10 protein-coding genes are annotated in these 15,269 nt (G+C 62.6%); all 10 read left to right on the forward strand.

Annotation, left to right across the window (positions count from 1 at the left end; all coding sequences use genetic code 11):
- Nucleotides 1-11 precede the first annotated feature (11 nt).
- The 10 genes from ACQ4WY_RS24555 (at nt 12) to ACQ4WY_RS24600 (ending at nt 15,214) form a co-directional block, all read left to right on the forward strand.
- The gene (locus ACQ4WY_RS24555) at nt 12-422 is read left to right on the forward strand and encodes an ExbD/TolR family protein (RefSeq protein WP_034753784.1); all 411 of its coding nucleotides are present in this window, start codon (nt 12-14) and stop codon (nt 420-422) included.
- 10 nt (nt 423-432) lie between these two features.
- Nucleotides 433-1,149 carry an energy transducer TonB family protein gene (locus tag ACQ4WY_RS24560; protein ID WP_353659514.1) on the forward strand — a complete coding sequence of 239 codons (717 nt, stop codon included), beginning with the start codon at nt 433-435 and terminating at the stop codon, nt 1,147-1,149.
- Between the two features lie 66 nt (nt 1,150-1,215).
- On the forward strand, nt 1,216-2,922 hold the full coding sequence (locus ACQ4WY_RS24565) for a putative porin (RefSeq protein ID WP_436506317.1): 1,707 nt from the start codon (nt 1,216-1,218) through the stop codon (nt 2,920-2,922).
- A gap of 9 nt (nt 2,923-2,931) precedes the next feature.
- On the forward strand, nt 2,932-3,621 hold the full coding sequence (locus ACQ4WY_RS24570) for a hypothetical protein (protein WP_436506318.1): 690 nt from the start codon (nt 2,932-2,934) through the stop codon (nt 3,619-3,621).
- Between the two features lie 29 nt (nt 3,622-3,650).
- Nucleotides 3,651-4,142: a YbjN domain-containing protein gene (locus ACQ4WY_RS24575; RefSeq protein ID WP_436506319.1), complete on the forward strand. Its 492-nt coding sequence runs from the start codon at nt 3,651-3,653 to the stop codon at nt 4,140-4,142.
- Nucleotides 4,143-4,350: 208 nt separating this feature from the next.
- Nucleotides 4,351-7,455, forward strand: coding sequence for a DEAD/DEAH box helicase (locus ACQ4WY_RS24580; protein WP_436506320.1), 3,105 nt, complete (start codon nt 4,351-4,353; stop codon nt 7,453-7,455).
- 49 nt (nt 7,456-7,504) lie between these two features.
- Complete coding sequence (locus ACQ4WY_RS24585) at nt 7,505-8,638, forward strand: PAS domain-containing sensor histidine kinase (protein ID WP_436506321.1); 1,134 nt, start codon at nt 7,505-7,507, stop codon at nt 8,636-8,638.
- 138 nt (nt 8,639-8,776) lie between these two features.
- A complete protein-coding gene (locus ACQ4WY_RS24590; protein WP_034753797.1) occupies nt 8,777-9,457 on the forward strand; it encodes a response regulator transcription factor in 681 nt (226 codons plus the stop codon).
- Nucleotides 9,458-9,611: 154 nt separating this feature from the next.
- On the forward strand, nt 9,612-10,319 hold the full coding sequence (locus ACQ4WY_RS24595; RefSeq protein WP_436506322.1) for a transposase: 708 nt from the start codon (nt 9,612-9,614) through the stop codon (nt 10,317-10,319).
- 194 nt (nt 10,320-10,513) lie between these two features.
- Nucleotides 10,514-15,214 (forward strand): glutamate synthase-related protein, encoded by a 4,701-nt coding sequence (locus ACQ4WY_RS24600; RefSeq protein WP_436506324.1) that lies wholly within the window; start codon nt 10,514-10,516, stop codon nt 15,212-15,214.
- The last annotated feature ends 55 nt before the right edge of the window (nt 15,215-15,269 follow it).

Genomic DNA, 15,269 nt, shown 5'->3' on the forward strand with positions numbered 1-15,269 from the left:
GGCGCATAACCATGGCCACCTCCGCCAAGTTTACCCCCCGCAAGCGTAGCGGCGGCATCAACATCACGCCCTTCGTCGACGTGCTGCTGGTGGTGCTGGTGATCTTCATTTTGACCAGCAATGCCAGCATTCCCGGCATCAAGGTCGACCTGCCCAAGGCCAGCTCGGCCATGGCGCTGGAAAAACCGAAGACCAAGGCCATCACCATCGACAACGCGGGCCAGGTCTTCCTCGACGCCTATCCCGTCACCCTGCCCGAGCTGGAAGAGCGCCTGCGCACGGAAAAGGCCCTGACGCCCGACTTCCCTGTGATCGTGCGCGGCGATGCCGCCGTGCAATACGCGAAAGTGGTTGAAGTGCTGGACTTGCTGCGCCGCATAGACCTGAACCAGGTGGGCCTGGTGACCGGCAAGCCGGCATGAGGAGCGCAAGGTGAAGCGTGACGACATGATGAAGATGCCTGCCTCGGAATCGTCGGGCGCGGAGCAGTGGTGGCGCCGCTGGGGCGGCGTGGCCGGCGGCGTGCTGCTGGCCGGCGCGCTGGCCGCGCTGGTCTGGTATTTGCTGTCGGACACGGCCGCGACCAAGCGCGAAGTGGCGGCGCCGCCGATGCTGATGCTGCCCCCTCCGCCGCCACCGCCGCCGGAACCGGAAAAACTGCCGGAACCGACGCCCGACAAGGTGGTGCCGGAAGTGTCGGAGCCGGAACCGACGCCGGCTGACAAACCCATGGATGACGCGCCGGAAAGCCCGTCGCCGGACAAGGGCGACCCCGTCACCATCGACGGTGCGGCGCAGGCTGGCAGCGACGCCTTTGGCATCCAGGCCGGGCGCGGCGGCGGCATGACGGGCGGCGGTGGTGGCGGCGGACTCGGCGCGGGATCGTATGGCCGCTATGTGGCCAACGCGCTGCAGCTGGCCTTTGCCCGCGACCCGCGCACGCGCCAACTGGCGTTTAGCGACATCCGCGTCGACCTGTGGCTCGATGCGGAAGGCAAGACGACGAAAGTGCAGCTGGTGCAAGGCACGGGCAATGCGCAGACGGATGAGCAAGTGCTGGCCATGGTGCGCGACTTCCGCGCCGACGAGCGGCCGCCGGCGTCCCTGCGTTTCCCGGCCCGCGTATCCATTAAAGGCCGGCGCCCGTAAGCGCATGAACTAATTCCACATTTACCGAAAGAAGCGATGAATTCCTTATTTTCTCCCTCACAGCGTATGCGCCGCCTTCCGCTGGCGCTGGCTGCCTTGGCCCTGAGTGTGGCGGCAGGCGCAGCGCAAGCCCAGACTGCACCGGCCGACAGCACCATGGTCAAACTGATCCGCGGCCTGATCCAGAGCGGCGCCCTGAACAAGGATGCCGGCGAAGCGCTGCTGGCGCAGGCGCAGAGCGAAGCGCTGGCCGCGGCGCAAGCCCGTCCGGCCGCAGCGCCGGCGGCCCTGGCGCAGGTACAGCCGGGCGACGTGCGCGTGCCGTATATTTCGCAAACCGTGCGCGAGCAGATCCGCGACGAGATCAAGGGCCAAGTGCTGGCCGAAGCGAAGGCGGGCGGCTGGGCGGCGCCGAATGAAACGCCGGCCTGGACCAAGCGCATCCGCCTGGAAGGCGATGTGCGCGCGCGCTACGAATCGCGCTATTACGACATGGCCAACAGCAATATCGAGATCGACTGGCGCTCGCTCAACAGCGGTAGCGGCTACGACGTCAATTCGAACACCAACCTGGCCCTGCCGGCGTTGCTGAACACGCGCGAAGACCGCAAGCACTTGCTGCGCGCCCGCGCCCGCCTGGGCATCCTGGCCGACATCTCCGACAGCACGCAAGCGGGCATCCGCCTGGCCAGCGGCAATGACGACAGCCCGGTGTCCACCACGCAAACCCTGGGCGGCGGCCTGGGCAAGAAAAACATCTGGCTGGACCAGGCCTGGCTGTCGTACCAGCCCGCTTCGTGGCTGAAACTGACGGCGGGCCGTTTCGATAACCCGTTCGTCTCCGGCGACGAACTGTTTTCCAGCGAACTCAATTTCGACGGTATCGCCGCCAAGGTGCAGCAACCCCTCGGCGACAGCAAGGACGTCACCGTGTTCGGTACGCTGGGCCTGATTCCGCTCGAGTATTCGTCCGACAATGCGCCGAGCCGCAGCCAGGCAAAAATGTCCAGCGAGAACAAGTGGCTGCTGGGCGCGCAAGTGGGCGCCTCGTGGAAGATCAACAGCGACCATCAATTGCGTGGCGCGCTGGCCTACTACAACTTCCGCAACATCAGCGGCGAGTATTCGCAGCCGTGCGCCCTGTACGCGGGCGCCGATGGCTGCAGCACGGACTGGTCGCGTCCGTCGAGCATGCAAAAGGGCAATAGCTTGATGCTGCTGCGCAATATCGCCCTGAACCCGCTGGACCCGGCGAATACGCCGCAGCCGCAATTCGTGGGCCTGGCGTCGAAATTCCGCCTGGCCAATCTGAATGCGCGCTGGGATAGCAAGGTGGCCGGTGGCACGGACTTGCGCATCGAAGGCGATTATGTGCGCAACATGGCCTACGACAAGAACGCCATGTGGGCGCGCGCCAAGGGCGGCATCATGAACAACTTCGGCGGCACGGGCGGCGTCTCGCAAGCCGATTTCAGGAGCGGCGGCAATGCCTATATGCTGCAGGCGACCCTGGGCAAGGCCAGCCCGGCGGCGCGCGGCGACTGGAACGTGCTGCTCGGCTACAAGCGCATCGAACCGGATGCCTTGCCTGACGCCTACAACGATTCCACCTTCCACCTGGGCGGCACGAATGCGCGCGGCTACTACCTGGGCGGCGCGTATGCGCTCGACAAGAATACCTGGCTCAATGGCCGCTGGACGTCGAGCCGCGAAGTGTTCGGTTCGGCGCTGTCGATCGACACCCTGCAAATCGAACTGAACGCGCGTTTTTAAGGAGCCATGATGTTGATACTCAACAAAACGCGCTTGCCGGTTTTGCTGCTGATGCTGCTGGCCGGTGGCGCAGCCCAGGCGCAGGGACAGAAGGGGCAAAGCATGGAAGAGCGCCTGCGGGCCGAGTTGCGCAATGTCACGGCGCAATTGCAGCAGACGCGCGGCGAGCTGGAATTGCTCAAAGCGAAGGGTGTGCCTGCCGCCAAGGCCGCACCAGCCGCCGCACCCGCCAGCGATGGCTTGAAAAAGGAGCTGGCGCGCAGCCAGTCGCAACTGGCGCAGGAGCGCGCCCAACGGGAAAAACTGGGCGAGCAGCAACAGCGCAGCGCCACCGCCGCGCAAGAGGCTGCCGCCAACCTGGCGCAGTACCGCCAGGCCAGCGAGCAGCTGGTCGCCAAGGGCAAGCAACTGGAAGCGGAGCGTGCGCGCCTCGACGGCGAAGTGACGTCCCAGCGGGGCGCCCTGGCGCGCTGCGAAAGCAAGAATGCCCAGCTGTATGCGACCGGGCAGGAAATCCTGCAAGCGTATGAAGGGCTCGACGTGCTGGGCGTCATGCAAGCGCGCCAGCCGTTCGCCGCGCAAAGCCGGGTCAAGCTCGAGCAAATCGCGCAGCAGTACGGCGACCAGCTGTACCAGGGCCGCTTTGATGCGCGTCAAACAAGTGACACGCCGGCCACTCCCGCGCCGGCACCCCAATAATTTTACTTTCTGAAATGAATGGAATGACGATGGAAAACACCACCAATAACTTGCTGAGCACCCTGAATGCGGAACAAACGGCCGAGGCCATCAAGGCGGCCGGCTGCGCCGTGACCAGCATCGAACACGACGGCGTCGTGCGCCTGCATAGCGCCAGCCATGGCATCGGCTTTCAGGTGCTGTGGGGTAACGAAGCATCGCCTGGCCAGTACGCGGATCTGACCCTGAGCTGCCCGCTGCGCGTGCAGGGCGGCGACTTGCCGGCCGGCTTGCTGGCCGAATGGCACCGCAGCAAGCGTTTTGCCCGTGTGGCCCAGCATGGCGATTTCGTCGTGCTGGAAATGGATGTGCTGGTCGCCGGTGGTGTCAGCAAGGAGTACCTGAATATCAATCTGCAACTGTGGACGCAGATGATGGGTCAGTTCTTCTTGTTTTTGCGCAACTTTACGCCGGCCGATACGAGCACCGCACCGGTAGTCGAGGCCGCCAGTGTGGCAGAAGAAGAAACTGTACCGGCCTGACAAGCTGGCCAAAGGCGGTGAAAAAGGCCCATGACGGGCCTTTTTTGCCGCCTGCGGGTCCCAAGTGTCGCATTAAATACTTATTTTTTAGGCATCGCGCATTAAAACTGCTCAAAGAGCGTGTGTGAATCAAGCCAGCAACGGCTGTATGGCGGATAATATTGCCTGTTGCCGATTTGGATAAGACCTTTACACAAAAATGCGCCCCATGGATTTTACCCGCGACGAAACCAGTGAAACCCCAGTTGCCCCGGCCAGCGCGCCGGGAGCGCCTTTGCCGTATGCCGTCGCCACCTGGCTGCAGCGGGTGGAGGCTGCAGCCCATCCGAAGGCTGTGCTGACGATTGCCGAGCCGGACCCGAAACTCAACCAGCATCGATTGATCTACGTGCTGGCGCCCACCAGCGGTGGCCGTCACGTTGCCCTGTGCCTGTACAAGGCGCGGCTGCGGCCGAATGGCGACGTGGCGGCGGCTAGTCCCATCAGCGAAATCTTTTCCCTGCTGTCGGCGCCGCCCACGTTTTTGACGCCGGCCGACGAAGACCTCGTGCGTTTCTTCGTGGCCATGCGCAGCGGGCAGAATTCGCAGACGGGCAGCGCCACGGAGCCGAAGGGCAAGGTGGGCGCGGCCCTGCTGAAAATGCTGGCCGAGCAGGATAAATTATTGTGGGCCAATTCCTGGGCCGATGTGGGCAATGGCCTCGTGTACCCGTTGAAGGAAGGTCCCGTGCGTCCCGCGCGCCTGTTCTGGCGCGACGAAGGCAAGACCATGCGCCTGGGCTGGCAAGTGGACCCGCCGGAAGGCGCGAAGCACCATGGCGCCGACCAGATCGACTACATGTTGCCCACCGATCCGCCGTGGTACATCGACAACCTGTCGTGCGGCGTGCTGGAATTGAACCAGGGCGGCTCCGACATTTCCCTGGCCGACTTGCAGGCGCTGGTGGCGCAGGCGCCGCCTTTGAGTGCGAACGACAAGGTGCGCGTGTCGCAACTGCTGCTGGCGCAGGGCTTGCAGCATTTGATGCCGCTGCCGCAGCCGTTGCCGCAGCGCTTGCGCAAGGACGTGCCGGCGCAACCGGTCTTGCTGCTCGATAGCGCCATGCTGGCCGATGGCAGTGCGCAGCGCTGGAGCGATTTCGCCGTGCTGTCCTACGACTATGATGGCGAGCGCGTCTCGTTCGACCCGTCGCAGCGCGTGGTGCGGCAAGTGGGCGAGGTGACGGAAATTATCCAGAGAAACACGGTCGATGAAGCGCGCGCCCTGGCCACCCTGGCCGAGCTGCAATTCAAGAAGCCGGGCTTCGTCCCCTTGAGCGGCTTGAAGGGCGCCTTGCTGCTGCCTTCCCAGGCGGAATGGCTGCGTTTTGCCGAGTCCGGCATCGATGCCTTGCTGGAGCAGGGCTGGATCGTGGAAAAAACGGCCAAGTACCGCTATGACGTGAGCGACGTGGGCGACTGGTACGCGGAGATCGACGACCAGGATCCGGATAGCGGCAACGCCTGGTTCGAGCTGGAACTGGGCATCGTCGTCAACCATGAGCGCGTGCCGCTGCTGCCCGTGCTGGTGCAGCTGATCCGCAACGCGCCCAACGATTTCAATCCGAAAGTCATCGAAGCGCATGCCGACGATGACCAGATGCTGGCGACCTTGCCGGACGGCACGCGCGTCGCCCTGCCGTGGGGCAGGGTGCGCCCCATCCTGAACACCCTGGGCGAACTATATTTCAGCGACAAGATCAAACATGCCGTGCGCATGTCGACCCTGGACGCGGCGCGCCTGGAAGAGCTGGCGCGCGGCCTGGAAATGCAGTGGACAGGCGGCGAGCAGCTGCGCACCATGGGTCGCAAGCTGAGCCAGTTCGGCTCCGTGCAAAAAGTGGCGGCGCCAGCCGGCTTGCAAGCGACCCTGCGCGATTACCAGGCCGATGGCCTGGCATGGATGCAATTCCTGCGCGACCATGACCTGGCCGGCATCCTGGCCGATGACATGGGCCTGGGAAAAACCGTGCAAACCTTGGCGCATATCCTGGTGGAAAAGGAAGCGGGCCGGTTGACGCATCCGGCGCTGGTGATTGCACCGACGAGTTTGATGGGCAACTGGCAGGACGAGGCGGCCAAGTTCGCGCCCAGCCTGAAAGTGTTGCTGCTGCAAGGCAAGGACCGCGCGCAGCAATTCGACCAGATCGACCAATGCGACCTGGTGCTGACGACGTATGCGCTGCTGCCGCGCGACGAGGAAACCTTGCGCGAGCACGATTTCCACCTGGTGATTCTCGACGAATCGCACTACATCAAGAATACGCGCAGCAAGGCGGCGCAAAGCGCGGGCCTGCTGCGCGCGCGCCACCGCCTGTGTTTGTCCGGCACGCCGCTGGAAAATCATTTGGGCGAATTGTGGTCGCAATTCCACTTCTTGCTGCCGGGCTTGCTGGGCGACGAAAAGACGTTTAACACCCAGTTCCGTCACCCAATCGAGCGCCAGGACGACCCGTTGCGCCGCATGCTCCTGAACCGCCGCATCAAGCCTTTCCTGCTGCGCCGCACGAAGGACAATGTGGCCAAAGAGCTCCCGCCGAAGACGGAAATGGTGCGCAAGGTGGAATTGACGGGGCCGCAGCGCGACCTGTATGAAACCGTGCGTCTTGCGATGGATCAAAAGGTTCGCGAAGAAATCGACAAGAAGGGCGTGGCGCGCAGCCAGATCGTCATCCTGGAAGCGCTGCTGAAACTGCGCCAGGTCTGTTGCGACCCCCGCCTGGTGAAGTCCTTGCCGGCGAAGAAGCAGTCGGCCGGTTCGGCCAAGCTGCTCGACCTGATGCAGATGGTGGAAGACTTGCTCGACGAAGGGCGCAAGATCCTCGTCTTCTCGCAATTTACCAGCATGCTGGAATTGATCGAAGAAGAGCTGGAGTCGCGCGACATTCCCTACGCCTTGCTGACGGGCGAGACGAAAGACCGGGGCGCGCAAGTGGCGGCCTTCCAGCAGGGCGCCGTGCCCATCTTCCTGATCAGCCTGAAGGCGGGCGGCGTGGGCTTGAACCTGACGGCCGCCGATACGGTCATCCACTACGACCCGTGGTGGAACCCGGCGGCGGAAAACCAGGCCACGGACCGCGCCTGGCGCATCGGCCAGGACAAGCCCGTGTTCGTCTACAAATTGATTGCGAAGGGCACCTTGGAAGAAAAAATCCAGCTGCTGCAGCAAAAAAAATCGGAGCTGGCGCAATCGATCCTGGCCGAGGGCGAGTCGCAGAAGATGGCCCTCACGCAGGAAGATTTGCAGCAGATTTTCGCCCCGCTGGAAGATTAACGCTGCCGCACGCTTATACTTGGCGATTCTTTCTTGCCAGGTATAAAGCATGCTGCCCTTTCTTCTCCTGCTGCTTGCCGGCGTCATCCTCATGGCGCTGCGCTTCGTCCAGTTGCGCCGCGCCCTGCTGCGCGCGCGGGCGGGCGAAGCGCAGTTCCGCCTGCTGGCCGAGCACGGCCGCGACGCGGCCTTCCTGCTCGACGCCGCCACTCTCGAATTGCTCTACATCAGCCCCGCCGCGCAGCGCCTGACGGGCCATGACCTGGCCGCCTTGCGCGAACACGCGGCGCGCCTGGCGGCGGACTTGCCGGCCCGGCTGCAGCGCTGGCGCGATGGTGATACCAGCCGATTGACACTGTTGCGTGAAGTGGAATTGCCGCACGCCGATGGGCATCCGCTGGCGCTGGAAATCAGCTCGACCATTGTTCCGTCCGCGGCGGCGATGGGGCGGGGCGTCACCGTGGTGGGCACGGTGCGCGACGTCAGCGCTGCCCAGGCGCAGGAAGCCGAACGGGAAAAGGAGCAAAAACGCTTCGCCTCGATGCTGTCGCATGAATTCCGTACGCCGCTGGCCACCATCGATGGCGCCATTCAGCGCCTCGTCTCGACATCGCAGGACGCTGACGAGGCCACGCGCAAGCGCTACGTGAAAATCCAGACGGCCGTCGACCGTTTGTTGTCCATGATCGACGACTATCTCTCACCTGAACGCATGGCGGCCATCGGCCGCGAGCGGGCCGCCGACGGCATCGCGCCGCTGGCCTTGCTGCAGCAGGCGGCCGCCACCGTGCCGGCCAGCCACCGCGTGCAGCTGGAACTGGACGAGGACTTGCCGGCCAGGCTGCGCTGCGACGTGCCCGGCATGGCCCTGTGCCTGAAAATCCTGCTGGACAACGCCGTCAAGTTCAGCCCGCCAGGCAGCGCCATCACCGTGTCGGCCAGGCTGGTGCCCGAGGGCGGCGTGGCGCTGTGCGTGCGCGATGCGGGGCCCGGCTTGCGGGAAGAAGAACTGGCGCAGTTGTTTGAAAAAGGAAGCCGTGGACACTATGCGACGCATCCAGGCGCGGGCCTGGGTCTGTACATGGCGCGCGCCGTGGTGGACGTGCATGGAGGGAGTTTGCAGGGGCATAATCTGCCCGAAGGTGGGGCCGTTTTCCGGATTTGGCTGCCGCTTCCTGTCTAGACAAGGAAAAGCCTTGCTTCCGCTGAAGGCAACCGTGATAATTCCTTGACGTAAACCTATTGTGCCGTCCATCATGGTGCAGAAGTGCATGGCATGGTTTGCCCTCGGTATGCTCACTAACGGAAGAATGGCGTAGCAATGACGAAAATACTGATCGTCGAAGACAATCTCGACTACGCCGAAGACATGGCGGAGTTCCTCGTTGAGCTCGAACACGAAGTCCATATCACCAGCTCCGCTGGCGGTATGTGGACGGCGCTCAGCCATGGCAATGTCGGCGTGGTCGTGCTGGACCTGGGCTTGCCCGATGAGGATGGCTTCAACGTCATCCCCCGCATGCGCCAGCTGTACCCGCAAATCGGCGTGCTGGTGCTGACGGGGCGTGTCGCTTTCGACAGCCGCATCCTGGGCTTGCGCCTGGGCGCCGACCACTATCTGACCAAACCGATCAAATTCCCTGAACTGGCCGCCCACATCGAGGCGCTCGACCGCCGCGTCGGGCCGCAAGATCCCGTGCCCGAGCCGGGCAAGTGGACCTTGAAAGTAAGCGCTCGCCAACTTGAATTGATGGGAGCGGTCATCGCCCTGACGGAAAAGGAATTCAACTTCCTGCACCTCCTGACCATCAATACCCGCCCCGTGCCGCGCGACGTCATCGTGGCCGGCATGGGCGGCGAAGATCCCGATGCGGGCCGCAGAGTCGACATGCTCGTGTACCGGCTGCGCAAGAAAGCCAAGACGGGCCTGGGCCAGGACTTGCCGCTGCGCAGCGCGTATGGCGAGGGTTACAGCCTGTCGGCCAGCTTTAACCTGTCCTGATGACCTTGTTGCGCCGCCCGCTAGGGGCTGGTGCAATAAAAGGGACAGAGTAGACCGCTTTTTTCAGCATCTCAAATAAAACAGGGTCAGAGTCGCGCCTTGGGCGCGCAAGTGTGTAAAATCAAGGTCTTAGCCTATATTTTGCGATTCTGCCATGGCCCGTTTGCCTCGCCTCATCATCCCTGCACTGCCCCATTACGTGATACAGCGCGGCAGCAACCGCCAGCCCGTGTTCCAGGATGCGCTTGACTACGCGCAATTCCTTTCCTGGCTGAAAACGGGCGCAAAAATGTTCAAGGTGGCCGTCCACGCCTACGTTTTATTGCCAGATCAGCTGCATTTATTGGCCACGCCCAGCGATGCCACGGGCCTGGGACAGCTGATGCAGTGGCTGGGACGCTATTACGTGCCGTATTTCAATCAAAAATACGGCCGCGAAGGCGCTTTGTGGCAGGGACGCTACAAAACCTCCGTCATCGATCCCGATAATTTCTTCCTCACTTGCTGCCGCTATCTGGAATGCGTGCCCGTGCAAACGGGTCTGGCGGGTCAGGCACTCGATTACAGTTGGTCCAGCTATGCCCACCATGCCGGTGTGCGACCCGATCCCGTCATTACCGACCATGCGCTGTACTGGGCGCTCGGCAACACGCCGTTTGACCGCGAGGCGGCCTATCTGCGCCTGTTCGAGCAAGGCCTGGGCAGCAGCCAGGTAAACACCGTGGAACAGGCTGTATTGAAGGGCTGGCCGCTGGGTTCCGACGCGTTCAAGCAGGCGCTGGAGCAGAAAATGCAGCGGCAAGTACTGCCTGCGAAGCGGGGCCGTCCCCGAAAAATCGTGGCGGACGCGGCCGCTAATTAAAAAGCATTCGCATTTAAAACAAAAAATGGTTTCTTTCTGACGTTTTATTGAAATTGCTTTGACTATGTCCCTATTAAATTTTTGGAGCGACGGAATCGAATTTAATTCGACTCCGACCCTAATTGTTGTAGTTGAGTTTTTTGTTGCGTTGCACTACTCTAGTTTTTCGATAGTCATATGCAGCGGAGAAGCCCATGAAAGCGCAAGGCCTGTACGACCCAGCCAATGAACACGATGCCTGCGGCGTCGGTTTCGTCGCCCATATCAAGGGCAACAAGACCCATTCGATCGTCGAACAGGGTTTGCTGATTCTGAAAAACCTCGATCACCGGGGCGCCGTGGGCGCCGATGCGCTGATGGGTGATGGCGCCGGCATCCTGATCCAGATTCCCGACCAGTACTACCGCGAAGAAATGGCCAAGCAGGGCGTGGAATTGCCGCCGCCTGGCGAATACGGCGTGGGCATGGTCTTCCTGCCGAAAGAACACGCGTCGCGCATCGCTTGCGAACAGGAAATCGAACGCGCCGTGCGCATCGAGGGACAAGTCGTACTGGGCTGGCGCAACGTGCCCATCGATACGGACATGCCGATGTCGCCTACCGTGCGCGCCAAGGAACCGGTCATCCGCCAGATATTCATCGGCCGCGGCCCGGACATCATGGTCACCGATGCGCTCGAGCGCAAACTGTATGTGATCCGTAAATCGTCGGGCCACGCTATCCAGGCCTTGAAACTGCTGCACGGCAAGGAATTCTTCGTGCCGTCGATGTCGGCCCGTACCATCGTCTATAAAGGCTTGCTGCTGGCCGACCAGGTGGGCGTGTACTACAAGGACTTGCAGGATGCGCGCTGCATCTCGGCCCTGGCCCTGGTGCACCAGCGTTTCTCGACGAATACCTTCCCCGAATGGCCGCTGGCCCACCCGTACCGCCTGATCGCGCACAATGGCGAGATCAACACGGTGAAAGGCAACTTCAACTGGATGCGTGCGCGCGAAGGCGTGATGAAGTCGGCCGTGCTGGGTGACGACCTGCAAAAACTGTTCCCCTTGATCTATGAAGGTCAGTCCGACACAGCGTGCTTCGACAATGCGCTGGAACTGCTGCTGATGGCCGGCTATCCGATCGCCCAGGCGATGATGATGATGATTCCGGAAGCGTGGGAAAACCACACGACGATGGACGACAACCGCCGCGCTTTCTATGAATACCACGCGGCCATGATGGAACCGTGGGACGGCCCCGCCGCCATGGCGTTTACGGACGGCCGCCACATCGGCGGCACCTTGGACCGCAATGGCTTGCGTCCGGCCCGCTACATCGTCACGGACGACGACCTGGTGGTGATGGCGTCGGAATCGGGCGTGCTGCCGATTCCCGAGTCGAAAATCATCCAGAAATGGCGCTTGCAGCCTGGCAAAATGTTCCTGATCGACCTGGAAGCGGGCCGCATCATCGACGACCAGGAACTGAAGAACACCTACGCCAACGCCAAGCCGTACAAAGCGTGGATCAACTCGGTGCGCATCAAGCTCGACGAGATCAAGATGGCCGAAGGCCAGGCGAAACAGGACCGCGCCCAGGGCGAAAAAGAGCAGCCATCGTTGCTGGACCGCCAGCAGGCGTTCGGCTATACGCAGGAAGACTTGAAATTCCTCATGGCGCCAATGGCCGTGGCTGGCGAAGAAGCGACGGGCTCGATGGGCAATGACTCGCCGCTGGCCGTCATGTCGAACAAATTGAAGCCTTTGTATAACTACTTCAAGCAGCTGTTCGCGCAGGTGACGAACCCGCCGATCGACCCGATCCGCGAAGCGATGGTGATGTCGCTGGTGTCCTTCATCGGCCCGAAACCGAACTTGCTGGACACCAACAACGTCAATCCGCCGATGCGCCTGGAAGTGGCACAGCCCGTGCTGGGCTTTGACGACATGGCGCGTTTGCGCAACATCAGTGCGCATACGGGCGGCAAGTTCAAATCGTACGAACTGGACATCTGCTACCCGCTGGCCTGGGGCAAGGAAGGCGTGGAAGCCTGCCTGGCCTCGCTGTGCGCGGAAGCCGTCGACGCCGTCAAGTCGGGCCACAACATTCTGATCGTCTCGGATCGCGCCATCTGCGCCGACCAGGTGGCGATCCCCGCGCTGCTGGCCACCTCCACCGTGCACCAGCACCTGGTGAGCAAGGGCTTGCGCGCCTCCACCGGCCTCGTCGTGGAAACGGGCTCGGCCCGCGAAACGCACCACTTCGCCTTGCTCGCTGGCTATGGCGCGGAAGCCGTCCACCCGTATCTGGCCATGGAAACCCTGGTCGAGATGGCGCATGGCTTGCCGGGCGACCTGTCAGGCGACAAGGCCATCTATAACTACACCAAGGCCGTGGGCAAGGGCTTGATGAAGGTCATGTCGAAGATGGGCATTTCGACGTATATGTCGTACTGCGGCGCGCAAATCTTCGAAGCCATCGGCTTGAACAAGTCGCTGGTGGACAAATACTTCAAGGGTACGGCCTCGAACGTGGAAGGCATCGGCGTGTTTGAAGTGGCGGAAGAAGCGCTGCGCCTGCACGCGCTGGCCTTCGGCAACGATCCCGTGCTGGTGGACAAGCTCGACGCAGGCGGCGAGTATGCGTTCCGCGTGCGTGGCGAAGACCACATGTGGACGCCGGATGCGATTGCAAAATTGCAGCATTCCACGCGCAGCAACAATTTCTCCAGCTATAAAGAGTACGCGCAAATCATCAACGACCAGAGCCGTCGCCACCTGACCCTGCGCGGCCTGTTCGAGTTCAAGCTCGACCCGACCAAGGCGATCCCGCTGGACGAAGTGGAACCGGCCAAGGAAATCGTCAAGCGTTTCGCCACGGGCGCCATGTCGCTCGGCTCGATCAGCACGGAGGCGCACGCGACCCTGGCCGTCGCCATGAACCGCATCGGCGGCAAGTCGAACACGGGTGAGGGCGGCGAAGATCCGAACCGCTACACGCAAGAATTGAAGGGCATCCCGATCCGCCAGGGCGACACCATGGCTTCCATTGTGGGCGCCGAGCAGATCGTCGTCGATATTCCGCTGCAGGAAGGCGATTCCATGCGTTCGCGCATCAAGCAGGTGGCGTCGGGACGTTTCGGCGTCACGGCTGCCTACCTGAACTCGGCCGACCAGATCCAGATCAAGATGGCGCAGGGCGCGAAACCGGGCGAAGGCGGCCAGTTGCCGGGCCATAAGGTGTCCGAATACATCGCCAGCCTGCGCTTTTCCGTGCCGGGCGTGGGCCTGATTTCGCCGCCGCCGCACCACGACATCTATTCGATCGAAGACCTGGCGCAGCTGATCCATGATTTGAAGAACGCCAATCCGCGCGCCTCGATTTCCGTGAAACTGGTGTCGGAAGTGGGCATCGGCACGGTGGCCGCCGGTGTCACGAAGGCAAAAGCCGACCACGTGGTCGTCGCCGGCCATGACGGCGGCACGGGCGCGTCGCCCTTGTCGTCCGTGAAACATGCGGGCACGCCGTGGGAGCTGGGTCTGGCAGAAACGCAACAAACCCTGGTCTTGAATGGCTTGCGCAGCCGTATCCGCGTGCAGGCCGACGGCCAGATGAAGACGGGCCGCGACGTGGTCATCGCCGCCTTGCTGGGCGCCGACGAGATCGGTTTCGCCACGGCGCCGCTGGTGGTCGAAGGCTGCATCATGATGCGCAAATGCCACTTGAATACGTGCCCGGTGGGCGTGGCAACGCAAGATCCGGTGCTGCGCGCCAAGTTCTCGGGCAAACCCGAGTATGTCGTCAATTACTTCTTCTTCGTTGCCGAGGAAGCCCGTCAATTGATGGCGCAGCTGGGCATCCGCACCTACGACGAACTGATCGGCCGGGTCGACTTGCTGGATAAATCGAAGGCGATTTCGCACTGGAAGGCGCAAGGCCTGGACTTTTCGGCCATCTTCTACAAGCCGGAAACGCCGGATGGCCAAGCCTGCCGCCACGTGGAGTTCCAGGACCATGCGCTGGAAAAGGCGCTGGACCACAAGCTGATCGCGCAAGCGCGCGCAGCACTGGAAAAGGGCGAGCGCGTCTCCTTCATCTCGCCCGTGCGCAACCTGAACCGCACGGTAGGCACCATGCTGTCCGGCGAAGTGGCGAAGAAATATGGCCACGCCGGTTTGCCGGACGACACCATCCACATCCAGTTGCAAGGCACGGCGGGCCAGTCGGCCTGCGCCTTCCTGGCGCACGGCATCACGATCGACCTGGTGGGCGAGGGTAATGATTACGTGGGCAAGGGCTTGTCGGGCGGACGCATCATCGTGCGGCCGAATACGGAATTCCGCGGCTGGGCCGTCGACAACATCATTATCGGCAACACGGTGCTGTACGGCGCCATCGCCGGCGAAGCCTTCTTCAATGGCGTGGCCGGTGAACGTTTTGCCGTGCGCAACTCGGGCGCCACTACGGTGGTCGAGGGCCTGGGCGACCATGGCTGCGAATACATGACGGGCGGCACGGTCGTGGTGTTGGGCAATACGGGACGCAACTTCGCGGCCGGCATGTCGGGCGGCATCGCCTATGTGTATGACCCGGCCGGCGACTTTGGCAGCAAGTGCAACACGGCCATGGTCGGCCTGGACAAGGTCGTTTCTGCAGCGGAACAGCATCTCGACCGCGATGCCTGGCATACGCAGCACCGCGACGGCGTGCCGGAAGCGGACGAGGTCATCCTCAAGCGCCTGATCGAGCGACACTTCAAGCACACGGGCAGCACCCGCGCCCGCGTCCTGCTGGACGACTGGGCCGCGGCGCGCGGCAAGTTCGTGAAAGTCTTCCCGAACGAATACAAGCGCGCGCTGATTGAGATGGCTGCCGATGCCGCCATGGAAGTACAAGCCGTCGCCGCCTGAGCCAGCTAAGCTCATTGCCAAATGAATGACCAGGGAGCGGCCCGGCCGCTCCCCG

Source organism: Janthinobacterium salmonicoloratum (genome assembly GCF_051380845.1).
Taxonomy (GTDB): Bacteria; Pseudomonadota; Gammaproteobacteria; order Burkholderiales; family Burkholderiaceae_D; genus Janthinobacterium; species Janthinobacterium lividum_F.